The sequence below is a fragment of the Pantoea cypripedii genome, assembly GCF_002095535.1.
Classification (GTDB): domain Bacteria; phylum Pseudomonadota; class Gammaproteobacteria; order Enterobacterales; family Enterobacteriaceae; genus Pantoea; species Pantoea cypripedii.
The window spans coordinates 1798707-1823916 of sequence record NZ_MLJI01000001.1 but is presented as its reverse complement, the minus strand read 5'-3'; the positions used below and the strand labels follow the sequence as shown (position 1 = coordinate 1823916).

Annotated in this window: 21 protein-coding genes; 2 read left to right on the top strand and 19 right to left on the bottom strand. The window is 55.1% G+C overall.

The window, feature by feature from the left end; all coding sequences use genetic code 11:
- Positions 1-36: 36 nt before the first annotated feature.
- The 4 genes from astB to HA50_RS08485 are packed head-to-tail and all read right to left on the bottom strand — an operon-like array spanning position 37 to position 5076.
- Positions 37-1365, bottom strand: coding sequence for an N-succinylarginine dihydrolase (gene astB, locus HA50_RS08500; protein WP_084874020.1), 1329 nt, complete (start codon positions 1363-1365; stop codon positions 37-39).
- The gene (astD, locus tag HA50_RS08495) at positions 1362-2831 is read right to left on the bottom strand and encodes a succinylglutamate-semialdehyde dehydrogenase (protein ID WP_084874019.1); all 1470 of its coding nucleotides are present in this window, start codon (positions 2829-2831) and stop codon (positions 1362-1364) included. Before astD ends, astB begins: the two co-directional genes overlap by 4 nt.
- Positions 2828-3859 (bottom strand): arginine N-succinyltransferase, encoded by a 1032-nt coding sequence (gene astA, locus HA50_RS08490; protein WP_084874018.1) that lies wholly within the window; start codon positions 3857-3859, stop codon positions 2828-2830. The genes astD and astA overlap by 4 nt, the downstream gene beginning before the upstream one ends.
- On the bottom strand, positions 3856-5076 hold the full coding sequence (locus HA50_RS08485; protein WP_084874017.1) for an aspartate aminotransferase family protein: 1221 nt from the start codon (positions 5074-5076) through the stop codon (positions 3856-3858). The genes astA and HA50_RS08485 overlap by 4 nt, the downstream gene beginning before the upstream one ends.
- Positions 5077-5962: 886 nt before the next feature.
- Here HA50_RS08485 and HA50_RS08480 point away from each other — a divergent pair.
- Positions 5963-7042 (top strand): porin, encoded by a 1080-nt coding sequence (locus tag HA50_RS08480; RefSeq protein WP_084874016.1) that lies wholly within the window; start codon positions 5963-5965, stop codon positions 7040-7042.
- A gap of 75 nt (positions 7043-7117) precedes the next feature.
- On the opposite strand, the gene HA50_RS08475 is transcribed toward HA50_RS08480, so the two are convergent.
- The 7 genes from HA50_RS08475 to HA50_RS08445 form a co-directional block, all read right to left on the bottom strand.
- Positions 7118-8554, bottom strand: a complete 1437-nt coding sequence (locus HA50_RS08475) for a YchO/YchP family invasin (protein WP_084874015.1) — start codon at positions 8552-8554, stop codon at positions 7118-7120.
- A gap of 303 nt (positions 8555-8857) precedes the next feature.
- Positions 8858-9655: a glucose 1-dehydrogenase gene (locus HA50_RS08470; protein WP_084874014.1), complete on the bottom strand. Its 798-nt coding sequence runs from the start codon at positions 9653-9655 to the stop codon at positions 8858-8860.
- Positions 9656-9666: 11 nt separating this feature from the next.
- Entirely contained in the window at positions 9667-10734 is a 1068-nt protein-coding gene (locus tag HA50_RS08465) for an ABC transporter permease (protein ID WP_084874013.1), read from the bottom strand.
- A 12-nt stretch (positions 10735-10746) separates the two neighbouring features.
- Positions 10747-12279 carry a sugar ABC transporter ATP-binding protein gene (locus HA50_RS08460; RefSeq protein ID WP_139810911.1) on the bottom strand — a complete coding sequence of 511 codons (1533 nt, stop codon included), beginning with the start codon at positions 12277-12279 and terminating at the stop codon, positions 10747-10749.
- 10 nt (positions 12280-12289) lie between these two features.
- Positions 12290-12901: a DUF2291 family protein gene (locus HA50_RS08455; protein ID WP_084874011.1), complete on the bottom strand. Its 612-nt coding sequence runs from the start codon at positions 12899-12901 to the stop codon at positions 12290-12292.
- 44 nt (positions 12902-12945) lie between these two features.
- Positions 12946-13881 (bottom strand): D-ribose ABC transporter substrate-binding protein, encoded by a 936-nt coding sequence (locus tag HA50_RS08450; protein WP_084874010.1) that lies wholly within the window; start codon positions 13879-13881, stop codon positions 12946-12948.
- Between the two features lie 66 nt (positions 13882-13947).
- The gene (locus HA50_RS08445) at positions 13948-14745 is read right to left on the bottom strand and encodes a GolD/DthD family dehydrogenase (protein ID WP_084874009.1); all 798 of its coding nucleotides are present in this window, start codon (positions 14743-14745) and stop codon (positions 13948-13950) included.
- A 373-nt stretch (positions 14746-15118) separates the two neighbouring features.
- Between HA50_RS08445 and HA50_RS08440 the strand changes: the two genes are divergently transcribed.
- A complete protein-coding gene (locus HA50_RS08440; RefSeq protein WP_084874008.1) occupies positions 15119-15940 on the top strand; it encodes a DeoR/GlpR family DNA-binding transcription regulator in 822 nt (273 codons plus the stop codon).
- A 64-nt stretch (positions 15941-16004) separates the two neighbouring features.
- Here HA50_RS08440 and cheZ read toward each other — a convergent pair whose 3' ends face one another.
- From cheZ to cheW, 8 genes are all read right to left on the bottom strand, one after another.
- The gene (gene cheZ, locus HA50_RS08435) at positions 16005-16646 is read right to left on the bottom strand and encodes a protein phosphatase CheZ (protein ID WP_084874007.1); all 642 of its coding nucleotides are present in this window, start codon (positions 16644-16646) and stop codon (positions 16005-16007) included.
- Positions 16647-16655: 9 nt separating this feature from the next.
- On the bottom strand, positions 16656-17045 hold the full coding sequence (cheY, locus tag HA50_RS08430) for a chemotaxis response regulator CheY (RefSeq protein ID WP_013508787.1): 390 nt from the start codon (positions 17043-17045) through the stop codon (positions 16656-16658).
- A gap of 39 nt (positions 17046-17084) precedes the next feature.
- Positions 17085-18134: a protein-glutamate methylesterase/protein-glutamine glutaminase gene (locus HA50_RS08425; RefSeq protein ID WP_084874006.1), complete on the bottom strand. Its 1050-nt coding sequence runs from the start codon at positions 18132-18134 to the stop codon at positions 17085-17087.
- Entirely contained in the window at positions 18131-19006 is an 876-nt protein-coding gene (gene cheR, locus HA50_RS08420; protein WP_084874005.1) for a protein-glutamate O-methyltransferase CheR, read from the bottom strand. The genes HA50_RS08425 and cheR overlap by 4 nt, the downstream gene beginning before the upstream one ends.
- 106 nt (positions 19007-19112) lie before the next feature.
- Complete coding sequence (locus HA50_RS08415; protein ID WP_084874004.1) at positions 19113-20789, bottom strand: methyl-accepting chemotaxis protein; 1677 nt, start codon at positions 20787-20789, stop codon at positions 19113-19115.
- Between the two features lie 208 nt (positions 20790-20997).
- Entirely contained in the window at positions 20998-22668 is a 1671-nt protein-coding gene (locus tag HA50_RS08410) for a methyl-accepting chemotaxis protein (RefSeq protein ID WP_084874003.1), read from the bottom strand.
- A 193-nt stretch (positions 22669-22861) separates the two neighbouring features.
- Positions 22862-24532 carry a methyl-accepting chemotaxis protein gene (locus HA50_RS08405; protein WP_084874002.1) on the bottom strand — a complete coding sequence of 557 codons (1671 nt, stop codon included), beginning with the start codon at positions 24530-24532 and terminating at the stop codon, positions 22862-22864.
- 162 nt (positions 24533-24694) lie between these two features.
- Complete coding sequence (cheW, locus tag HA50_RS08400) at positions 24695-25192, bottom strand: chemotaxis protein CheW (protein WP_084874001.1); 498 nt, start codon at positions 25190-25192, stop codon at positions 24695-24697.
- Positions 25193-25210 lie beyond the last annotated feature (18 nt).

The window sequence follows — 25210 nt, the reverse complement described above, 5'->3', positions numbered from 1 at the left end:
AACGTAAAGCCAGGGGCGAAACATTCGCCCCCCGCATTAGCGCTGAAACGCGTAGACACTGCCTAAGTCTAGCAGCTGTGTCAGTTCATCCAGCGCCGTGCGCCCTTCACGTAACAGTTGCGGATCGGCCAGGTCCGCCTGGGTTAAGCGATCGCGATAATGACGATCAACCCAGTGATTCAGGGTGGCAAACAGGCGATCGTTCATCAGTACCGCTGGATTCAACGCCTGACGCTCCGCTTGCGTCAGCACCACGCGCAGACGCAGACAAGCCGGACCGCCGCCGTTGTACATACTTTCACGCAGGTCGAAAACTTTCAGCTCGCGAATCGGGCCGCCACTCGCCACCAGCTCGGTCAGATAACGCCAGACGCCGCTATGCTGACGCGACTCTTCCGGCAGCACCAGCAGCATGCCGCCCTCGGTGCGCTGCAACAGCTGGCTGTTAAACAAATAAGTATTGACCGCATCGGCCACGGAAACCTTGCTGCCCGGCACTTCAATCGCACAGAAACCCGGCACTCGCGACGCTAAATCGGCCAGCAGCTGTGGCTGATTGACGAACGCCTCTTCATGGCAAAACAGCACCTGCTGATTACTGACGGCGATCACATCGTTATGGAACACGCCCTGGTCGATCACGCACGGATTTTGCTGCGCGAACACCGTCCGTTGTGCGTTGAGCTGATGCAGACGCGCCACCGCCTCACTGGCTTCACGCGTTTGCCGCGCCGGATAACGCGCCGGTTCAGCCCCCGCCTGTTTCCCGTCACGGCCATAAATAAACAGCTGAACCCCGGCGTCACCGTAACCCGCACCGAAGCGGTTATGGTTAGCCGCGCCTTCATCACCAAAGAGTGAGACCTGCGGCAGCGCATCATGCACGCTAAAGTGTTGCGGATCGCGGAAGATCGCCCGCAGCAAATCGGCGGTTTCTGGCGCTTCAATCGCACGATGAAACTTGTTGTTGAGATTGGCAACGGTGAAATGCACACGGCCGTCGGCACTGTCGGCGGAGGGAGAGACAGTCGCTGCATTCGCGACCCACATCGCCGACGCAGAACTGGCTGCCGACAGCAGTTGCGGTGCCTGTTTTGCCGCCTGTGCCAGCACCTGTTCATCGCTCCCGCTGAATCCGAGCTGACGCAGCAACGGCAGATTGGGCCGCTCATGGGGTGGAATCACCCCCTGCACATAGCCCATATCTGCCAGCGCTTTCATTTTCAGCAGTCCCTGTTTCGCCGCCAGACGCGGGTTCGAGGGTTGCAGCTGATTGCGCGTCGAAGCTTCGTTACCAAACGACAATCCGGCGTAATGATGCGTCAGGCCGACCAGGCCATCAAAGTTGGCTTCGAACGCATTCATTCAGAGGCCTCCGCCGCAGAAAAATCGAGACCCGGCGATAAACTGCCCGGCAGATTAAGGTTGGGACTTTCCAGTGATGCCATCGGCCAGGCGCAATAATCCGCCGCATACCAGGCGCTGGCACGGTGGTTGCCGGAGGCACCAACGCCGCCAAACGGTGCAGAGCTGGCCGCCCCGGTCAGTGGTTTGTTCCAGTTAACAATCCCGGCGCGCGCTTCCAGCAGCAGTTGATCGAACTGCGCGCGCTGCGGAGAAATCAGGCCACAGGAGAGGCCATAACGGGTCTGATTGGCGAGACGAATCGCCTGCTCAAAGTTGTCATAACGCACCACCTGCAATAACGGGCCGAAAACTTCCTCATCTGGTAATGCGCGCACGTCGGTCATATCAATGATGCCCGGTGTGATGATGGCGCTGTCGCGGTCTGGCCAGTGCATGCCCAGCAGCACTTTCCCGCCCATATCGACCCGCTTCTGCCAGGCAGCAAAGATCTGTCCGGCCGCTGCCGGGGAGATCACACTGCCCATAAACGGCTGAGGTTCAGCATTCCACGCCGCTGGGTGTAAACGGCCACTCACTTCTACCAGACGTTGTAGAAACGCATCACCCGCCGCTCCGCGTTTCACCAGTAAGCGACGCGCACAGGTGCAACGTTGCCCGGCGGTGATAAACGCTGACTGAATGGCGATATGCACCGCACCGTCGATATCCGCCGGATCTTCAACAATCAGGGCATTGTTACCGCCCATCTCCAGCGCCAGCATTTTCTCCGGCTGCCCGGCAAACTGCTTATGCAGGTGATACCCGGTGGCGGCACTGCCGGTGAACAGCAGGCCATCAATCTGGCTTTCCGCCGCCAGTGCCTGCCCGGTGTCACGACCGCCCTGCACCATGCCGAGTACCCCGGCAGGGATGCCCGCTTTCTGCCACAGCTGCACGGTTTTTTCTGCGGTCATCGGTGTCAGTTCACTGGGTTTGAACACCACGCAGTTACCAGCCAGCAGCGCCGGTACAATATGACCATTCGGCAAATGGCCGGGGAAGTTATAAGGGCCAAATACCGCCAGCACGCCATGTGGACGATGGCGCAACGAGCTTTCACCTTCGGCCTGCTCGCCGGTACGGGTATGGTAGGCCTGCACGGAAATAGCGATTTTGTTGATCATCGCCTGCACTTCAGTCAGCGTTTCCCAGCGGGGTTTACCGGTTTCGCAGGCGATGGTGGCCGCCAGTTCGTTCTTATGGGCTTCCAGCTGACGACCAAATGCCTCAACCAGCGCCTGGCGCTCGGCAAAGGTTTTGCGCGCCCAGTGCGGAAACGCGGCACGCGCCGCTTCGCAGGCGGCGGCGACCTGAGACGCCGATGCCGACTTGCCCTGCCACAACGTTTCACCGCTGACCGGATTTTGTTTGCTGAAGGCGTCTGCGCCACCGGTCAGCCATTGACCATTAATAAAATGCGTCATGCTTTTTTCTCCTCGCGACCGAGCGTCACGACACGCAGGTTGTCGCCATAGCCACAGCACAGCGCATCACGCTGGCTGTCATTGAGGCGCACGCGGCCAGAGGCGATATCCACCGGCAGCAGCGCAACACGAAATTGTTGATAATCAAGGTTCGCCACCAGGCACAGCGGCCACGCGTCGCTGGCTTCACCGGCTACTGCCGTCAGCAGCTGACTTTTACGGATGGCGCGGATGCGGTCGATTTCGCACTCCAGCGTCGGGCCTCCGTCAAAAATATCGACATAGTTGAGGTAGCGAAATCCTTCGGCTTCCAGCACCGCCCGCGCAGGCGCAGTTTTGGGATGGGTCACTCCAATCACCTGTTGTGCGGCTTCGCTCAGGTAATGGATATACAACGGATGCTTCGGCATCAGTTCAGCGATAAAGGCTTTCTGCCCGGTGCCGCTAAGGAAGTCCGCTTTGCTGAACTCCATTGAGAAAAAGCGACTGCCGACACTATCCCAGAACGGCGAATGGCCGTTTTCATCACTGACACCCCGCATCTCCGCCACCACGTGCTGCATAAAACGGTTGCGGAAATTAGCCATAAACAGAAAACGCGATTTGGACAGCAGATAGCCATTCTTACCATCGCGATAATCAGGATCGAGAAACAAGGTGCACAGCTCGCTGCTGCCGGTATGGTCATTACTCAGCGACAGCGTTGGCAGGCTGGCATAGACATTCAACTCTTTGGAAGCATGTACCTGGGTGCCAACACGAAAGTTGTACCAGGGATCCTGTAATCCCACGGCCACCTCAATCGCGCAAATCCCTACGGCACGATTATCCTCGCTGTCAGCCAGCACAAACACATAGCCCTGTTCGGCACGCGGCAGAGCGTCCTGCCAGGTCAGCAATGAACGTTCGATACGGGCCTGCAGGGTATGGCTATCCGCCGGCAGCGACGTCAGGCCGCCACCGGTTTTGCCCGCCAGCGACAGCAACTGCGCCAGGTCGTCACGTTCGACGGGACGGATTACCATCATAATGCTGCTCCTTTGAGCACGCGTTCACAGGCACGGGCGAAACGCGCCAGCCCTTCTTTCGCTTCCTGTTCACTGATATTTAACGCCGGGGCGAAGCGCACCACGCTGGCACCGGCAATCAGCACCATGACACCTTCTTCCGCGGCGGCCAGGTTGAACTGTTTGGCTTTACCGGCGAAATCATCGTTCAGCACCGCGCCAATCAACAGGCCAAGTCCGCGGATTTCCTTAAACAACGGCAAACGTTGATTCAGTTCTTCCAGAGCATCAACAAACCACAGATGGCGTTCACTCACTCCAGCCATAAAGGCGGGCTGGTTAATCAGTTCCATCACTTTGCCCCCGACCGCGCCAGCCAGCGGGTTGCCGCCATAGGTGGTGCCGTGGGTACCCACTCCCATCACCAGCGCCAGATCTTCACGCGTCAGCATCGCGCCGATTGGGAACCCGCCCCCCAGCGCTTTGGCGGTCGTGAGGACATCCGGGGTCACGCCGTAATGCATATAAGCGTAAAGCGAACCGGTACGGCCTACGCCGCTTTGGACTTCGTCGAAAATCAGCACGGCATGATGCTGGTCACAGAGTGCACGCAGGCCACGCAGGAACGCGGGATCAGCCGGTACCACGCCGCCCTCACCCTGAATCGGTTCAACGATCACCGCACAGGTTTGGTCATTAATTAAGGCGGCCGCTGCGGCAAGATCGTTATAAGGCGCGTGCTGGATATCCGGTGGCAGCGGCGCAAAATCGCGGGAATAGGCAGGCTGACCACCCGCCGAGACGGTAAATAAAGTGCGACCATGGAAGGCGTTATTAAAAGCGACGATACCGCTTTTTTCTGCACCGAATCGGTCATGCGCCACTTTACGCGCCAGCTTCAGCGCCGCTTCATTGGCTTCAGCCCCGGAGTTACAGAAAAACACGCGGTCAGCAAAGGTGGCATCAATCAGTTGTTTTGCCAGACGCAGGATAGGTTCATTGGTGTAGCCGTTACCGGTATGCCACAGTTTGCTGGCCTGTTCCTGCAACGCCTGTTGCAGTGCCGGATGCGCATGTCCCAGCGCATTAACGGCAATTCCTCCGGCGAAATCGATGTAATCCTTACCCTGCTGATCCCAGAGTGTTGAACCTTCAGCGCGCACCGGTACAAACGCGGCGGGAGCATAAACTGGCATCATCCATTGATCGAAATCGTGACGTGAAACCTGCATTGACATAACCCTTCTCCTGCTCCACGTAACGTGAAGCCTTTGTTTTAAAAATGTTAAAAACTGGTAACCCTCGGCTTAACTGTATATTGCAGTAACCGTGCCAGCCAGAGGAAAAAATGCATAAATGGATCCATGCAACGAAATATCAATGAGTTATATCATGTCACTATTCACTTTAAATGCATAAAAAGTGAATATCAGTCTGATGGCGTCTATATGTCAGAGAATTCTTAAGAGGATTTATGCATTCGCAAAATGAAATATTGCTTTTGTGACCGGCCAGCAAATATTTCGCCAATACGACGCAAAAGAAGCACCACTTTAGGGCGCAACGTTCACGATTGGTGCACAAAGGCACGGTATTGGTGCACTAAAACGCGCTATCGAACTGGCTATTTTTAATACAGGTTTTAACAAACAAATAACGTCATTGCGGTTATTTTCACCACTGTGGAAGGGGATGATGATGGAAAGTTTTTTAGTGACTAAGGTTATTATAATTTCAGAAATAAACAGAAACAGCGTATTTATAGAAAAGGTGATCAGGCTAATTATTAGGTGGCATCGTTAATATGTTATTGAACAAAATCACATAGACAGATCCTATATACAGGCATTAGAAAATCAAATATCAGGGTTAAATCATAAAATAATAAAACCTTAAATATCATGATATTGGTTATTTTAAGTACATGATTTCGGTTACGGATACAGATAAGTAAAAACAATAACTATTTCCATATATTGGAATACGAAATTGGCTTTCGCACAAAAAGCCAACACGAAATAAATTGTTACATTTATTGCACTTTCGATCTTGAACCTTTTGTGTCATTTTCGTTTCGCCCCATAGCAGGGCAACAATTAAAAAATAACATAGGGTAAAATTTAAATGATGAAGCGTTCTTTACTGACAGCAGTAATGCCGTTACTGCTGGGACTTTCTACTGCTCACGCCGCGGAAATCTATAACAAAGATGGCAACAAACTTGACCTGGTCGGGAAAATCAACGTTTCACACCTGTTTTCTGATGATGACAACAACAACGGTGAAACCTCCTCTTACACCCGTCTGGGTTTCAAAGGCGAAACCAAAATTACTGACCAGCTGACCGGCTATGGTTTCTGGCAGTATCAGTACAGCCTGAGCAACTCCGAAGGCGGCACCGATTCACAAACCGGTAACCGTACCCGTCTGGGTTACGCGGGTCTGAAATATGGCGAATTCGGTTCACTGGACTACGGCCGTAACTACGGTCTGGTTTATGACGTGCTGGGCTACACCGATATGCTGCCGTTCTTCGGTGGTGACTCAGGTTACACCGACGCCTTCCTGTCTGGCCGCTCTACTGGCGTGCTGACCTGGCGTAACAAAGATTTCTTCGGTCTGGTTAAAGGCCTGAACATTGCTGCTCAGTACGAAGGCAAAAACGACCGCACCGATTATTCAACCATCGCGGTACGCCGTTCGAATGGTGATGGTTTCGCCCTGTCGACTTCTTACGATTTCGACTTCGGTCTGAGCCTGGTCGGTGCCTACGCCAGCCTGGATCGTACTGAGACGCAGAATGCCGCTACCCGTGGTCACGGTGATAAAGCGCAGCACTGGGCAACCGGTATCAAATACGACGCTAACCAGATCTATCTGGCGACCATGTACGGTCAGACCATGAATGCCACGCCGATTTCTGGTGGTTTCGCCAACAAAGCGGTGAACTTCGAAGCGGTTGCGCAGTATCAGTTCCTGAACGGTTTCCGTCCGTCTGTGGGCTACGTGTCTTCGAAAGGTAAAGACATTGAGAGCATCGGCGATGCGGACATCATCAAGTACACCTCAATTGGTGCAACTTACTACTTCAACAAAAACATGTCTGCTTATGCGGAATACCGCATCAACCTGTTGAAGGACAACAACCCGCTGGGTCTGGCTACCGACGACATCACTGCGGTGGGTCTGGTGTACCAGTTCTAAGTTGGTTTACCCTCATTGTCGTCCGGCCCGTGTCAACCGGACACCCCAAAGGGCAGCGCAAGCTGCCCTTTTCTTTTACGGCTCCAGCACATCAAAACGCGCGCCCTCGGTCTGATTCAGCGTGAAAGGTTGTTGCAGCTGTAACGTTATCCAGTTAGATGTCACCCGATTATGCTTGCTGTCCTCCAGCGTCACCGCGAGGCGATAATGATTGCTCGCCCCTGGCGTGTTGTCCCACGCGGGCATAATGATGCTCCAGCCCTGGGGATCATTCGGGTTGGCTGGCGGGGTCAGGCTCAGCGCCTGAGTATCGCCTTGCCAGCTGACCGCGATGATGGGATTGACCGAGCGGATTTGCAGCTTCAATGGCAAATTCTCACCGCCATTCAGCTGCCACGGCGGTGTGGCAAGGAATACCGATAACGTTTTGCGCTGGCGGTACTCCATGACCGGCGTGTAATTACGCGTGACCGTGTCGTAGCGGCTACCGCGCAGCGAGCGGGCAGCGGCCACATTAGCGGCATCCAGCTGCTGGCTTAAGGCCACGCCAAAACGATAATTCAGCCGCAGGCCGAACTGGTCCTGGCTCTCCCCTTCACTGCTGGTTTTGTGGCTGGCGGAGACGGTAACCAGCGGCACCGGCGTGTAGGAAAGACCAAAGGTCAGTGCCGACGGATTGTGATAGCGTGTGCCAGAATTAAACAGATCCACATCCTGCCCCAGATACTGCTCCCAGCTGACCGAGGCGCCAAGCTGGCGATAAAACGGCAGATAACCCTGAGTCGTAAAATCATAGCCACGCGCCATGCGCTGCTGCTGATTAGGGTCGCCGTTGTGCCAGCCCGAAAGTGGGTAATAGTAGTTAGCAGAAAAACGCAGATAATCCGCCCAGGCCTCCGTACCCAGCGAACCGCGCTGCAAACTGCTATCGAACATATGATCGACAAACGCGTTATAACCGAGCAGCCAGTTACCGGCCACCCAGCGCTGACCCAGTCCGGCGCTAGCCACCAGACCGTCATCCGTCTGATTAAAACCCAGTTGGCTAAAGGTGAGATAACGCTGGCGATCGGCCCAGGGTGTCAGCAATTCGGCACCACTGCCGGTGAAGTTGCCGTCCATATCGACATTCAAATCAATCTGCGCAGTGCCATAAGGTGAGAGCATCGACTGCCCTTCGCTCGCTACCCGCTCAGCCACTTCATCGCGAAAATGATTAAATGCCCAGACACCCGCCTGATGACCAAAAGTAGTATCGCTGCTGCTCTCGCTCGCCTCGCCGATGCTTTTCGCCATATCCGCCAGCTTTTTCGACAGATTTTCACTGTCAGCCTGGTAACCAAGGGCGGGTAAATCATCGGCCATCTTCACGAAATGCGCCGCGTCACCAAATGGTGTAGCGGAAATATTGTTGTCGGGCATCAGCGCCTGGGCCGCAGGCACAGCGATAAGCAGTGCCGCAGCACCGAGGGTAAAACGCAGAGATTGAGGTATCAAAACAGCTGGTAACATAACGAAATCGGGTTCAATTCAGATAAAAATTAGAGGTCTCTCACAAAACAGCGTAAAGATAACCTTAACATATTTCTCGATTTCCGCAGTGTCACTCTGTCTGAATAGCCGATTTGTTCTGCAAGTTAGTGAGGGAGTCTGGAAACCCTGCGCGATAAATCGCTCCGCTACAGGGCGGTGCGATTTTCGGCCAAAACGTTGAATTGTGCAGAAGGCCGTAACGGCGCGATTTATCGCGCGTCTTTAAAGAGCGGCGCAAAAACCACAGCGTGATAAATCACGCCGCTACGACCCATGCGATTGTTATGAAAAGATCAAACCACCGTCCACATTGATGGTTTGCCCGGTGATATAACGCGCATCATCCGAGGCCAGAAATGCCACCAGCCCGGCAACATCCTGTGGCTGTCCGGCGCGTTTCAGTGGGATATTCTCCACCCACTCCGCCATCAACTCGCCTTTGCCATATTGCTTCTTGTCGTTGCTGAGGATCTCGCCCCAGACGCGGTCATTGTAGTCCCACATTTCGCTCTCGATAATGCCGGGGCAAAACGCGTTGACGGTGATGTGCCAGGGAGCCAGTTCCAGCGCCAGACTTTGCGTAATACCGATCACCCCCATCTTGCTGGCGGCGTAATGCGGCGTATAGATAAACCCCTGCCGCCCCTGCCCGGATGAGGTGTTGATCAGACTGCCGCTCCTCTGCTTCACCATATATTTTGCCGCTTCACGGCAGCACAACCAGACGCCTGTGGTATTGACCGCCAGAATCTTTTCAAAATCACTTTTCGGCATGCTGTCGAAGCGATCGATGGTGATCACCCCGGCGTTCTGGATCGAGACATCAATGCTGCCAAAACGTCCGGCAGCCTGCTGATACAGCTGCTGCACTTCGGTTTCATTGGTGACATCCACCTGCAGTGCGAGGATCTCGCTGCCATATTCCTGCGTTAATTTTTCTGCCGTGGCAAATACCCGCTCGGCGTTGGACACCATCACCAGCCGGGCACCGTCGCGGGCAAACCGTTCGGCGATGCCCGCGCCAATGCCGCGACAGGCTCCGGTGATCACTACTGTCTTTCCACTAAAATCGCGTGTCATATTGCCTCCTGTTATCCGTGAGTGACTTCAGACAGGGCGGCTGATTGCTGCTTTTTTTCGTGTCTGCGCAGCAGCACCACCTTGCTTTGTAATTTTTGCTGGAACTGATCGATGACCACGGCGGTGACAATTACCAGACCTTTGATCACCATCTGCCAGAAATCGCTGACGCCCATCATCACCATGCCATCGGCAAGGAAGACGATAACGAAAGCGCCGATAATCGAGCCTGACACCCGGCCACGTCCGCCCGCCAGCGCCGTGCCACCCAGCACCGTGGCCCCGATGGCATCCATCTCAAACATGTTGCCGGTCATCGGGTGCGCGGTTTGTAACTGTGAGGCCACCACCAGCCCCACCAGCGCCGCACACAGGCCAGAGAAGGCGTAGACAAACACCTTCACCTTGATGATCGGCACCCCGGCCAGCCGGGCAGCCGATTCATTACCGCCGGTGGCATAGATATAACGACCGAGCGGGGTTTTACGCGTCAGATACAGGCCAAGCAGCAGGAAACCGACCATCAGCCAGATAGGGATATAGATGCCCAGCACGGTGCCCGAACCCAGCAAAGCAAAACCGGTATTACCCAGTTCCGGCATCCCCACCAGGTTGGCGTAGGTGCTGCCATCGTTAAACAGCAGTGCCGATCCACGCGCGACATACATCATGCCGAGGGTACAGATAAAGGGAGCCACACCGAGTCGCGTCACCACCGCGCCATTGATCAGACCGAGGGCGATGCCGAACAGCGCCACCAGCAAAATCACTTCCGGGACGTTGAAGAACATCACATTACCGCCCCACAGCGGCAGACCATTGGTGAGCAATGCACCCGCTACCATGCCGCAAATCCCGGCCACCGCACCCACCGATAAATCAATGCCCCCGGTCAGGATCACCAGCGTCATGCCGATAGCCAGTAAGCCGGTAATCGCCACATGTTGTGTCATGATCAGCAGGTTGGAGGTGGTGAGAAAGTTCGGCACCATCAGGCTGAAGAAGCTGATGACAATCAGTAAGGCAATAAAGGTGCGCGCCTTCAGCAAATACATGTACAGCAGATATTTTTGATTCATTGTTTGCCTCACTTAATCATGCGGTGTCGAAGCGCTAATCAGGGCTTCCCTGGTCGCTTCGCTTCGGGGCAGATCGGCCGTGATACGGCCATCGGCCATCACCAGAATACGGTCAGCCAGTGCCATCACTTCATCCAGCTCAGAGGAAGAGAACATCACCGCCAGCCCACGTTGCGCCAGGTTACCAATCAGGTGGTAGACATCGGTTTTCGCCCCCACGTCAATGCCGCGCGTGGGTTCATCCAGCAGCACCACCTGTGGACCGGTCATCAGCGCTTTGCCCAGCACCACTTTTTGCTGGTTACCGCCACTGAGTGAGGTAATGGGAAGCTCCGCATCGCTGACTTTAATCGCCAGCTGACTGATCATCTCATCCACCCGGCGCTGCTCCTGCTGCGGATTGAGCATCCGCAACGCACGACGAAAACCACGCAGGCTGAGTTCGGTAAGGGTCATATTGGCGGTGATCGACATCAGCTGTACCACGCCCTCGGTCTGACGATCTTCCGGCACCAGGGTGATGCCTTTTTTCAGCCGTTTCTGGAAGTTTTGTTTGTCGAGGCTGACACCATTCAGGCAGACAGTGCCCGACTGGCAATGCATCATGCCGATCAGCCCCTTAAACAACTCGGTACGCCCGGCACCGAGCAGACCGTAGATGCCGATAACCTCACCTTTGCGCAATGAAAACGACACATCATTCAGTTTGTAACCGCCGTTCTGATGTAACGCCGTCAGCCCCGTAACATCGAGCACCGTCTCGCCCTGTGGCGCAGGCTGGTAATCAAAATGTTTTTTCTTGTCGCCGACCATCTGTTCAATGATCCACGGGATAGAGGCATCGCGAACTTCGCGTTCACTGATAAAACGTCCGTCACGGAAGATGGTGATGTGGTCACCAATCTCCATCAGCTCCTCCAGCCGGTGCGAGATATAGATGATGGTGACGCCGCGCCGTTTCAGTTGGTCAATCACGTTAAACAGCACTTTGACTTCGGACTGGCTCAGGGCGCTGGTGGGTTCATCCATAATCAGCACCCGTGTGTCTTTCGACAGCGCACGGGCGATCTCCACCAGTTGCTGATGGCCGATGCCCAGCTCCCCCAACGGAGCATAGGGATCCACATCCAGCTCCAGTCGCTCCAGCAGGGATTTCGCCAGCGCATACTGATATTTTTCGTTAATCACGCCACGCTGGAAAAACTCATTGGCGATGAAGATGTTGTCCATCACATTCATATTGGGGAACAGGTTCAGCTCCTGAAAGATGATGCTGATACCATGCTGTTCCGCCTGATGGGTGGAACTGAGCGTGACCGCTGCACCATCAAGCCAAATCTCGCCGGACGAGGGCGTTTCCACCCCGGCCAGCATTTTCATCATGGTGGATTTGCCCGCGCCATTTTCACCAATCAGCACGTTAACCTTGTTGCGATAGACACGATAGTTGACCTGATCCAGCGCGGTGACGCCCGGATAGATGCGCGAGACGTTACGGGTTTCGATAATCACATCCGTCTGTCCGGCGGGCTGAGGATTCTGCATCGCCATCTCCTTATTGCCGGGTGATTTGCGCCGGGGTGATATCCGGTGCCTGTTGCGGAATATCCCAGCTGCTGAACACGCCAGCCAGCGCCACTTTATCGCCGGTTTTCGGTTTAAAGGTTTGCATCATGTTGGACGCCTGTTGATTGATGGCCCGGCCATAGTCACCAAACAACACCTGATCGTTGAAGTCCTGATAGCTGGCCCCTTTGTAGGCATCACGCAGGGCAGTACCGCGAATAATTGGCCCCATCTGCACCGTCACCGTTTCGCCGGACGCATCTTTCACCGTCATTTTTCCACTGCGTGAAGTGGTGTTAACCCCGGTGACTTCGCCCTGCACGCTCACACTGAACACGCAGGGATTCTCTTCCTGGCTGCGATAACCCAGGGTTTTACAGGCGGTATCAAAATCCTTCGCGGATTGCAGTTCTTTCATCAATTGCGCCAGCGGCTTCGCGTCATGCGCCACCTGCGGCACCAGCTTTTGTTGCCATGTGCCCGCAATATTGGTCATTTGCGGATTGGGGGGATTCTTCAGGTCGGCCAGCTCCTGCTGCGACACAATGCGGCAGCCGCTGAGGATCACAACAGGAAGCAGCAGCCAGAGTCGTCTGTACATCACATTCTCCCTGGCGCCCGGCAAGCGGGCGCACCTGCGTGAAATTAAGATTTGTAGTTAAAATCCTGAACGTTTTTCGCATTTTCCGGGGTGATCAGGATGCCGCGGAACATCACGCGCTGTTTCTCAGGCTTGGTGCCTTTCTGGATATAGTTATCAAGATCGGTCACGCCCTGTGCGGCAATCGCCTGTGCCTGCAACATCACGGTGGCTTTCAGTGAACCGGCTTCGACCGCATCACGTTCGTCGTTGCTGCCATCAATCCCCACCACGGTGACATCATTACGTCCGGCCGCTTTCAGCGCGGCGATCGCCCCCAGCGCCACCGGACCGTTGCCACAGATCACCCCTTTCACATCCGGATGCGCTTGCAGGATGCTGTCCATAATGCGTTTGCCATCGATCAGCGTACCTTTGGCATCCTGGCGCGCCACGCTCTGCATATCGGGGTATTGATCGAGGACCTGATGGAAAGATTTGGAACGGGTGACGCAGTTGTTGTCGGCGAGGTTACAGGTCAGTTCAGCATATTTGCCCTTCTCACCCATCTTCTCGACAAACACGTTGGCCACGTCTGAACCGGCCTGGAAGTTGTTGTGGGTGATTTGTTCCAGCGCCACATCGTCAACCGGGATTTCGCGGTTAATCAGCACCACCGGAATACCGGCATCTTTGGCTTTTTTGATCGCTGCGACGCTGGCGGTGGAATCGGCGTTATCCAGCACAATGCCTTGCACCTTTTTGCCGATGGCCGCATCGATCAGCTCACTCTGTTTTTTCACATCTTCACCGTGCGACAGCACGCTGGTTTTGTAGCCGAGTTCCTGCGCCTTCAGATTGGCCCCTTTCGCTTCAGAGGCGTAATACGGGTTATCCAGGGAATTCACCAGAATCATGATGGTGCCTTTGTCCGCCGCGAGGCTGACATGCGAAACCAGACAGCTGGCAATGGCGGTTAACAGCAGGGTACGGGTTTTCATGGTGATGTCTCTCATTGTAATTATTACGTTTGCAGGGTTGTCGCCTTCTCTGGTGCAGGCGCGGAACTACCAAATAGTGAAGCCACCGTCGATCATCAGATCGGCGCCGGTGATCATGTCGCTGCCGTTACTGGCAAAAAACAGCACTGCCGCAGCGATTTCATCGGTGTAGGCGAAGCGTCCCAGCGGAATCAGGGTTTTCATTTGCTCCCCCTTCTCGCCGCGCCAGGCTTTTTCGCCCATGGGGGTCAGCACCACGGTCGGCGACAGGGTGTTGACGTTAATACGATGTGGCGCAAACTCTTTCGCCATCACTTTGGTCATGCCCAGTAGCCCGGCCTTGGCCGAGGTGTAGGCCACATGGTTATCGATAGCGATAGACGCGGCTTGTGAGGCGATATTAATAATCTTGCCGCCCTGACCGGCGCGGATCATGCGTTTGCCTGCCGCCTGCGAGCAGAGAAAAGGCCCGGTAAGATTGACGGCAATTTGCTTCTGCCATTCGGCAAACTCGGTTTCCAGCACCGGTTGCAGCATCACGTAACCTGCGCAGTTCACCAGGATATCGAGATGGCCGTAATGCTGTTCAACGCGCGAGAAGGCCTCTTCCACCGACTGCGGGTCGGTGACATCACAGCAGACCAGCAGCACACGTTCAGCATCAAACTGGCTGCTGACGCTGGCGACTTTGTCGCTTTCGAAGGGAGGGTAAAGCAGTGCCAGACGGGCACCTTTTTCCAGCAGCATCTGGTTACTGGCCATGGCGATCCCGCCGAGGCCACCCGTCACCACCGCGACTTTGCCGGTCAGGTCCTGGTCTGCATTCACGCCGTAGCGCAGATTTACATCATATTCCCCACTCATCCTCACTCTCCCTGGTTCTCAGTCGATAGCTCTGGTTATGGCTGGTCAGCGGATGACACCCGCCATCATTTTCGAACAAAAATATAAGCTATCGTTTGTTAATGGTTTGTGGGTGAGATCAAATTTCATACAAATTACCAGAATAATTTTTATCTTGTTGTATTTAATACAATTAATAAAATCACACAAAAAGAAGCATGGATAAAGACGCTACTTTGTCATTGTGAAATCAATTCCATATCGATTTTATGTTTTCGTTCGAAAATCAATGTTTGTGCGAGTCACCTCGCAAATCCCCTGAGCGCAGAGTAAAATCAGCTCGGGTTTCTTTTCGCAACGATCAGACCGTGATTGGAAAAAGGGAGAGTTTCGATTGAAAAGCAAAACTGAGCAGCTGGCCGACATGCAGCAGCGCCGTGAGAAGATACTTGAGATGATCCGTGAAGACGGCACGGTCACGGTAAAAGCACTGACAGAAACCTTTGGCTTAACCGAAGCGACGATTCGTACCGACCTGCGCATGTTGCAGAAGGCCGGGCATGTGCAGCGTTATCATGGAGGAGCCACCCTGATGACCGGTAAGCAAAATACCGGTGCGTTGCTGCTGGAACGTCAGACGCATCTGGACGAAAAGGAAGCGATAGGTCGCCTTGCCGCACAGTATGTTGAAAACGGTGACACGGTGATTTTCGATTCCGGCACCACCACGACGGCGATTGCCGAGGCTATCGGCCATATCCGCCGTCTGTCCGTGATCACCACCGCGGTCAACATTGCGCTGAAACTGGGAGGGGAGCCGGGGATCAATATCCTGCTGACCGGAGGGACCTTTAAGTTTCCCACGCTGTCAACGTCGGGAGAAAAAGCCGCCTCTTTTTTTGAGAACGTGCTGGCCGAAAAACTGTTTCTGGCCACCGCCTGTATCTCCCCGCGTCTGGGGTTAAGTTTTCCCAGCGAGACGGATATCAAGGTGAAGATGGCGATGATTCAGTCAGCCAGTACCGTGTTTGTGGTGGCCGACTCCAGTAAAATTGATAAGGTTTCGATGTTCGCCCTGCCCTGCGACTGGAGCCATATTCACTATCTGATTACCGATAGCGGCATTACGCCCGCGCAGATTGCTGCCTTTGAAGCGCTGGGTGTGCAGGTGCTGGTCGCCCCGCCGCTGGCCGTGGCACAGCGCCGGGCGATGTGATCCCGGTACGCATGAATGCGTACCCTGCGAATGTAGGGTCGCCATTCATGGCGACCTGGCAACATTAAAACCCTAAGCTATCCAGCAAATCATCGACCTGGTCCTGGTTCGCCACCACACCCGGTGCATCGGTGTGAATCTGCGGTCCATTCAGCAGGCTGTTGCTTTGCTTACGCTGCTCGGCACTCACTTCTGGCATGTTTTCCAGCAACACCATCAACAGCTGGCGTTCAATTTCCTGGATCACATCCATCATGCGCTTAATCACCTGCCCCGTCAGATCCTGGAAGTCCTGCGCCATCATGATTTCCAGCAGCTGCTTGTTGGTGAACGCGGTGTGCTCCGGTACGGCGGTGAGGAATTCGCGCGTATCCGAAACCAACTCGCGAGCATCCGCCAGCTCAATCGGGTTTTCAAACCAGTCATCCCAGCGGCCTTTCAGCTGGTTAGCACTGGCTTCCATTTTGTCCTGGTGCGGCTGCGCGGCTTCAACGCAGTTCAGTGCACGATCAGCGGCCTGCGCTGTCATCTGCACCACATAATCCAGACGATCGCGCGCGTCAGGAATCGCTTCCGCCGCTTCGGCAATCGCCTGATCCAGCCCCAGCTCACGCAGGCTGTCACGCAGCATGCGCGTCAGCGAGCCGATGCGGGCAATGATATCCTGTGCCGAGACTTCTTCTGTTGGTTTCGGAAGGTCGCTCATCACATCTCCTTACATACCCAGTTTTTCGAAGATCTTGCCTAATTTTTCTTCCAGTGTGGCCGCAGTAAACGGCTTCACCACGTATCCGCTGGCTCCGGCCTGCGCCGCCGCGATAATGTTCTCTTTCTTCGCTTCCGCGGTGACCATCAGCACCGGCAGTTTGCCCAGCGTGGCATCGGCACGAATGGTTTGCAGCAGTTCCAGACCGTCCATGTTGGGCATGTTCCAGTCAGAAATTACAAAATCAAAGCCGCCTGCGCGCAGTTTGGTCAGCGCATCCGCACCGTCTTCTGCTTCTTCAACGTTATTGAATCCCAGCTCTTTTAACAGGTTGCGGACGATACGACGCATCGTATTGAAGTCGTCCACCACCAAAAAGCGCATATTTTTATCAGCCATATCTACTCCTGTGTTGTCTTGCCCGGCAGGACGGGCCTGTTAAATTCGCAATGCCTGTCCGGCGCTAATTTTTGCCAGCATGTGCTGGCTGATGTGGCCTAAATCAACCACTTCACTGGCTCCGCCGAGGGCAATGGCCTCACGCGGCATACCAAATACCACGCAGCTGGCTTCATCCTGGGCGATGGTCCAGGCACCGGCACGATGCATTTCCAGCATCCCCGCCGCACCGTCGTTACCCATCCCGGTCAGAATCACACCCACTGCATTTCGTCCGGCGTTAACCGCCACCGATCGGAACAACACATCCACCGAGGGCTTGTGCCGATTAACTGGCGGCCCGTCGTTCAGTTTCACCACATAGTTGGCACCGCTACGCCCCAGTTCCATATGCATCGCCCCTGGCGCGATATAGGCATGGCCGGGCAGAATACGCTCGCCATCCTCCGCTTCTTTCACGGTAATCTGGCACAGCTTGTTCAGCCGTTCGGCAAAGGAGCGGGTAAAGCCTGGTGGCATATGCTGGGTGATCAGCAGCGCCGGGCTGGTGGCCGGTAACGGCTGAAGGACATGACGAATCGCTTCGGTGCCACCGGTAGACGAACCAATGGCGATCAGCTTTTCACTACTCAGCAGCGGTACCGCTTTCAGCGTGACGGGAGCCGGCGTTGCCGCGCGGGCATGCAATTTGGCACGCGCCGCCGCACGGATTTTGTCGGCAATCATCTGGCTATAGGCCAGCATTCCCTCACGGATACCCAACTGCGGTTTGGTGACAAAATCCACTGCACCCAGCTCCAGCGCACGCAGCGTGATTTCTGAGCCTTTACCGGTCAGTGATGACACCATCACCACCGGCATTGGCCGCAGACGCATCAGCTTTTCGAGAAAATCGAGGCCGTCCATGCGCGGCATTTCCACATCCAGCGTCAGCACTTGCGGGTTGTACTGCTTGATTAGGTCACGTGCCACCAGCGGGTCCGGCGCAGTCGCGACCATCTCCATATCGGGATGGCTGTTGATGATTTCTGTCATCAACTGCCGCATCAGCGCAGAGTCATCCACGCACATCACGGTGATTTTGCTCATCGTCTTTCCTTGGTCAGTCCATAGACTGTCTGTCCACGCAGCCAGAACTCTTTACTGATCTGGCTGAAGTTCTCTGAATGCCCGGCAAACAACACACCGCCCGGCTTCAGCAGGGGAACAAACCGGCGCAGGATTTGCTCCTGCGTCTCTTTATCGAAATAGATCATCACGTTGCGACAGAAAATCGCATCAAACGGCCCCGGCAGTGACCAGTCATTGGCCAGCAAATTCAGCTGTGCGTAACTCACCTGACTGGACAATTCAGAACGTACCCGCACCATGCCTTCATGCGGGCCTGTGCCGCGCAGGAAAAAGCGCTGTAGCTGTGATTGCGACAGCGTGCGCAGTTCCTCCTGGCGATAAACACCCGCCACCGCTTTTTCCAGTACCTGGGTATCAATATCGCTGGCGTGGACCTGGAATTTCCCCGGCCCGGAGCCCAGCGTTTCCGCCAGTGTCATGGCGATGGAGTAAGGTTCCTCACCGGTTGACGCGGCAGCACACCACACGTTGTAGCTGCCACTGCGCTTACGTGCGTGGTCGGCTAAAATCGGGAAATGATGCGCCTCACGGAAAAACGAGGTGAGGTTAGTGGTCAGCGCATTAATAAATGCCTGCCACTCGGCGCTGTTCGGATCCTGCTCCAGCAGACCCAGATAGCGGCCAAAATCATCAATATTCAGCATGCGTAGCCGACGTACCAGACGGTTATAAACCATCTCGCGTTTGTGGTCGGCCAGCACGATACCGGCACGCTGATAGATCAACTGGCTGATACGACGAAAATGCGCATCGGAAAGCGGCAGACGCTGTACCATTTGCGTCAGCAGCGATGTCGCTTCATTTTGATCCAATAACGTCGATTTCTTCATCTCAGGTCACCCGGCAACAAACTGATTAAATTATGGTTACTGCGGTTGCTACTGTGCTGCCAGTGCGCACCCAGGTATGTGGGCCGTGTTGCCACGGCCTCAGGGCTTAAAAGGTTTCCCAGTTATCGTCAGCGCGGGCGCCCGCCGGTTGAGCCAGTGCTTTTGGCGCCGCCGGATGTAATAATTTTGGCGCTGTAGATACGTTAACGGCCTGGGCGACAAATTCTTTACCAATATTGAACACTGCGACCGACTGTTTCAGTCGGCTGGCCTGATCTTCCAGCGCGGCAGCCGCGGTGGCGGACTCTTCCACCAGTGCGGCGTTCTGCTGTGTCACGCGGTCCATTTCGTTAACCGCCAGGCCCACCTGGTCAATGCCGCGGCTCTGCTCATCCGACGCCGAGGCGATCTCGCCCATGATGTCGGTGACGCGCGTCACGGCATTAACGATATTGGTCATGGTCTCGCCCGCACTCTCCACCAGCACCGATCCGGTGTTGACGCGGTTTACCGAGTCCTCAATCAACCCTTTAATTTCTTTCGCTGCCTGGGCGCTGCGCTGTGCCAGGCTGCGCACCTCACCGGCCACCACGGCAAAACCACGGCCCTGTTCACCGGCACGTGCGGCTTCGACGGCGGCGTTCAGTGCCAGGATATTGGTCTGGAAGGCAATGCCGTCGATCACGCTGGTAACATCAGCGATTTTCTTCGAGCTGCCGGCAATTTCTTTCATGGTGGTGACCACGCCATCCACCACTTTGCCGCCCTGTTGCGCGGTATCGGAGGCAGTCAGCGCCAGCTGGGAAGCCTGACGGGCGTTTTCGGCGTTCTGTTTCACCGTGGCGGTCAGCTGCTCCATGCTGGCTGCGGTTTCTTCCAGCGAAGCCGCCTGTTGCTCAGTACGTGAGGAGAGATCGTTGTTGCCCATGGCGATTTCGCTGGCACCGGTATAGATGGCGTCAGAGCCATCACGCACGATGCGCACGGTGCGCGCCAGTTCCTGCTGCATATGTTGCAGCGAGCTGAGCAGGTCACCCATTTCGTTAGTCACGCTGACCTCAACCTGCTGCGTCAGATCACCACGCGCAATATGGCGAATATGTTCGATGCTCTGCTTCAGTGGGCGGATCAGTGCCGCACGCATGCCACTCCACACCAGCGCGATCAGCAGCAACGTCACCGCCAGCAGGGCGACAATCAGCCAGACGGACTTGTGATACGCCGCCAGGTTGTCATCAATACCGCGCTGCGCGAGGATTTTGTTGTAACCCAGCCACGCGTTGTAATCCTTTTCAAATTTGTCCTGGAAGCCCTGAGTCGGCTGGTCAACAAACCCTTTGAAATTGCCAGCGCTAAGAAAATCAATCAGTTCAGCCAGTGCGCCATGGAAAGCGTTGTAGTTGGCCTGCAACGTCAGCACGTTTTCTGCCGTTTTGCCTTTTTCTGACAGATTGGCGTTAAATTCGGTGAAGCCCTGATCGGCCGCCTTCAACTCCTCACTGGCCAGAGCAACCAGTTCTTTCACCGTTGCGCCCGATCCAGCCTGCTGGCTGTCCAGCAGATAACGGATCCCGGCACGGTTCAGCGTGTTACGCGCCTGAACCAGAGAAACCCATGAGGTGCCCATCGCCCGTTGCAGAGTGACGAGGCGCTGGTTATAAGCAAAATTGTCCTTATCGGCTTTCACCGTTTGAAAAAACATCCCTCCGGAAAACAGCTGCAGCAAGGCAAACAACACCAGCACGCACAGCAGGCCGGAAACGACACGAATACGACTAAACATAAACACCTCATTGGTTGGCGGATCGCTTCTGTTATCGGCGTGTGAAGTGTGATCTTTATGTTGAAAGGAAGGGGTTGGACCAGCTGTGAAAACTGCGCCGCTACCCTGTGGGGCAATGTGTAGCGGCGCAATTTATTGCGCGGGTTTTAAAGGACGCGTGATAAATCACGCCGCTACGATAATGTGCCGGTGTCAGTTAGGGATGTGGTTAAAACGTTTCCCAGTTGCTGTCGCTGACCGGTGCGGTCACCGCTTTACGTGGCATATCGGGTACTTTCGGTGCAATCTGCGGATGGCGCGTCATCATGGTCGCTTCCTGCGCACGCGGAATCTTAAACACCGATACCGACTGGCTCAGGCGGCTGGCCTGATCTTCCAGCGAGGCCGCTGCCGCCGCAGATTCTTCCACCAGCGAGGCGTTCTGCTGCGTCACACGGTCCATCTCGGTTACCGCCTGGCCGACCTGATCGATACCACGGCTTTGCTCATCGGATGCCGAAGCGATCTCGCCCATAATGTCCGTCACCCGCGTGACCGCGTTGACGATATCGCTCATGGTTTCACCTGCTGTGCCCACCAGCGCCGAGCCAGTGTTAACACGGTTCACCGAGTCTTCGATTAATCCTTTGATTTCCTTCGCCGCCTGGGCGCTGCGCTGTGCCAGACTGCGCACCTCACCGGCCACCACAGCAAAGCCACGTCCCTGTTCACCGGCGCGCGCCGCTTCCACCGCGGCGTTCAGCGCCAGGATATTGGTCTGGAAGGCAATACCGTCGATCACGCTGATAATATCGGCGATTTTCTTCGAACTACCGGCGATGTCATGCATGGTACGCACCACGCCATCCACCACGTTGCCCCCTTTCTGCGCGGTTTCTGACGCGCTGAGCGCCAGCTGCGAAGCCTGACGGGCATTTTCGGCGTTCTGTTTCACCGTAGCTGTCAGCTGTTCCATGCTGGCGGCGGTCTGTTCCAGCGAAGCCGCCTGTTCTTCGGTACGGGCGGAAAGATCGTTATTTCCGGCGGAGATTTCGCTGGCACCGGTGAAGATGGCGTCAGAACCATCGCGCACGTTGCTGACGGTACGCACCAGCGACTGCTGCATTTCCTGCAATCCTTCTGCCAGTTGGCTCATTTCGTTGCGCCCTTCCACCTGAATCGGCTGCGTCAGATCGCCGGAGGCAATGTGGCGAATGTGCGACAGCAGCTGTTGCAGCGGCAGGATCAGCACCGAACGCAAACCAAACCAGCAGCCAATAATCACGGCAATCACCAGCAGAGCCACCGTCGCCAGCAGCCACATCATGGTGTTGAAGGCACGCTGATTCTGCTCTGCCCCGGCTGCCGCCAGCTCGCCCTGCTTAGTGCGCCAGGCTTCATACGAGGCTTTCATCTTCACCTGTTTAGCTTCGATGTTTTGCGCGAACATGCCCTGCAAATCATCCGCTTTCAACCGCTCCAGCATCGCTTTCAGGCCGTTGTTATAGGCTGCATAGTCAGCTTCCAGTCGGTCACGCAGTTCCACCGGAAAACCGGGTGTCGCGGGCAGATTGTAATAACGCTGGAAATATCCTGACGCCGCATCAAGCTGTTTTTCCGTTTGCGCGATAAGTGCACTGAGCTGGCCGCCATTGCTCTGCGCGGCCATACTTCCCTGCATACGTAACATCGCGCGGTTCAGCACCGTACGTGTCTGGTTGAGTTCAATCCAGGCATCACTCATCGCCGCAACGTTGTCGGTGGACACCTGTGCGACAGCAAATGCCTCCTTATCTTTTTGTAAAGCAGACCAGAACAGCCCGCCAGAAATTAACTGCAAAGCACCAAATACCAGCAATACGGCGATCAGGCTGGTGACTACATTGATTCGTTTTAACATGGGTTCCCCAGAAAGGTGTTTTCGGCTCTCCTGTTATCGACCGTTCCCCTGAATTTTTGAGGATGTTTAAGCCACTTTACAAAGTAAAATCCTGCCGTTTACTCCCATTGCAGAGTTTTATAACTAAAAAAATTAACATTAAAAAAAATGCGCCTTTAAAAGGCGCATGGGGTTAACACGAATTACAACAACGTCAGAACGTTTCCCAGTTGCTGTCACTTACCGGAGCCGTCACGGCTTTACGCGGCATATCGGCAACTTTCGGCGCAATCTGCGGATGACGAATCACTGCCGGGGCAAGCTGCTGGGTGCGGGGGATCTTAAACACCGATACCGACTGGCTTAAACGGCTGGCCTGATCTTCCAGCGAGGCCGCAGCCGCCGCAGATTCTTCCACCAGCGAGGCGTTCTGCTGCGTCACGCGATCCATCTCGGTTACCGCCTGGCCGACCTGATCGATGCCACGGCTCTGCTCATCAGATGCCGAAGCGATCTCGCCCATAATGTCCGTCACCCGTGTGACCGCGTTGACGATATCGCTCATGGTTTCCCCTGCCGTACCCACCAGCGCCGAACCGGTATTGACGCGGTTCACCGAGTCTTCGATCAACCCTTTGATTTCCTTCGCCGCCTGGGCACTGCGCTGTGCCAGACTGCGCACCTCACCGGCTACCACGGCAAAACCACGTCCCTGTTCACCGGCGCGCGCCGCTTCCACCGCCGCGTTCAGCGCCAGGATGTTGGTCTGGAAGGCAATGCCGTCGATCACGCTAGTAATATCGGCAATTTTCTTCGAACTGCCGGCGATGTCATGCATAGTACGCACCACACCATCCACCACGTTGCCCCCCTTCTGCGCAGTTTCCGACGCGCTGAGCGCCAGCTGCGAAGCCTGACGGGCATTCTCGGCGTTCTGTTTCACTGTCGCCGTCAGCTGTTCCATGCTGGCAGCGGTCTGCTCCAGCGAGGCAGCCTGTTCTTCAGTACGGGCGGAGAGATCGTTATTTCCGGCGGAGATTTCGCTGGCACCGGTGAAGATGGCATCGGACCCGTCACGCACGTTGCTGACGGTACGCACCAGCGACTGCTGCATTTCGTGCAGATTGGTCGCCAGCTGGCTCATTTCGTTGCGCCCTTCAATCACGATGGTCTGCGTCAGATCACCCTTTGCGATGTGCTGGATATGTTTGATGTTGGTATTAAGCGGGTTGATCAGCACTTTGCGCAGACCAAACCAGCACAACACAATCACCGCCACCACGGCCGCCATCACCACCGCCAGCAGCCAGATCATATGGTTATAGGCTGCGAGGTTGGCCGCCACACCGGCGTCGGTCAGACGGTCCTGATCGGCACGCCACTGGGTGTAATCCGTCAGAAATGCGCTCTGCGTCGGCGCGACCGGAAGTTTACCGGCACCTGCCACATCGTTGGCCTGGAGCGCATCCTGCATCTGGTTTAACGCGCTGCTGTAGGCGCTGTAGGTTTCATCCAGATGTTTGTTGACTTGCGCATCCTGACCCGGAGTGTCCGGAATGCTTTTAAACAGCGAGTAGAAATCCGCTGCCTTGTTCTGAAAGTTCTTGCTCTGCTCAAACATGCTGGCGAGATCGGCGGTCTCACCCGAAAGTTTGCTATTGGCAATACGCAGCATGACACGCGTCAGCAACACACGGCTTTGGTTAAGACTCATATAAGCGTCGTTGATTGCCGCGGTATTTTTGCTTGCCAGTTGTGCAACATTAAAACTGGTTTTGTCATTGCTTAAGGCTTTAAAAAACAGCGAGCCAGAAGCCAGCTGTAAAAAGCCAAATATCAACAGCACCAGTAATAAACTGGTGACAACACGGATTTTCGTAAACATACCTTGCCCTGAAAAGTGAAAAAATGCAGTGGATTTATCGGCCAGAGGGTGGCGAAATTGAGAGCAAAAAGTGAATTAATTGCAAACTTGATGTTGATTTATAAGGAATTATTTCTATCAGAAATGATAACGGGCCGGTCATCCCGGCCCGTTACTCAACAATTATGCGCTACGCAGCGTGTCCATCAACGCCATCTCTTCACTGCTCAGCAGCTTCTCGATGTCTACCAGAATCAGCATACGTTCACCCAACGCGCCAAGCCCTGTCAGGTACTCGGTTGACATGGTCACGGCAAATTCCGGGGCCGGACGGATTTGGTCCTGGGTCAGCGACAACACATCAGAAACGCCATCCACCACGATACCCACCACGCGGTGTTCCAGATTCAGTACGATCACCACGGTGTTTTCGTTGTAATCCACATCCGGCTGCGAGAACTTCACACGCAGGTCGATAATCGGCACAATCACGCCACGCAGATTGGTCACACCCTTGATAAACTCCGGGGTGTTAGCGATGCGCGTTACCTGATCGTAGCCACGAATTTCCTGCACTTTCAGGATATCGATACCGTACTCTTCATCACCGAGGGTGAAGACTAAGAACTCCTGGCCCACGGTTTCGCCAGCGATTTTCGTCACGGTTGCCATTCCAGTCATTGTATTTACCTTTTCGTT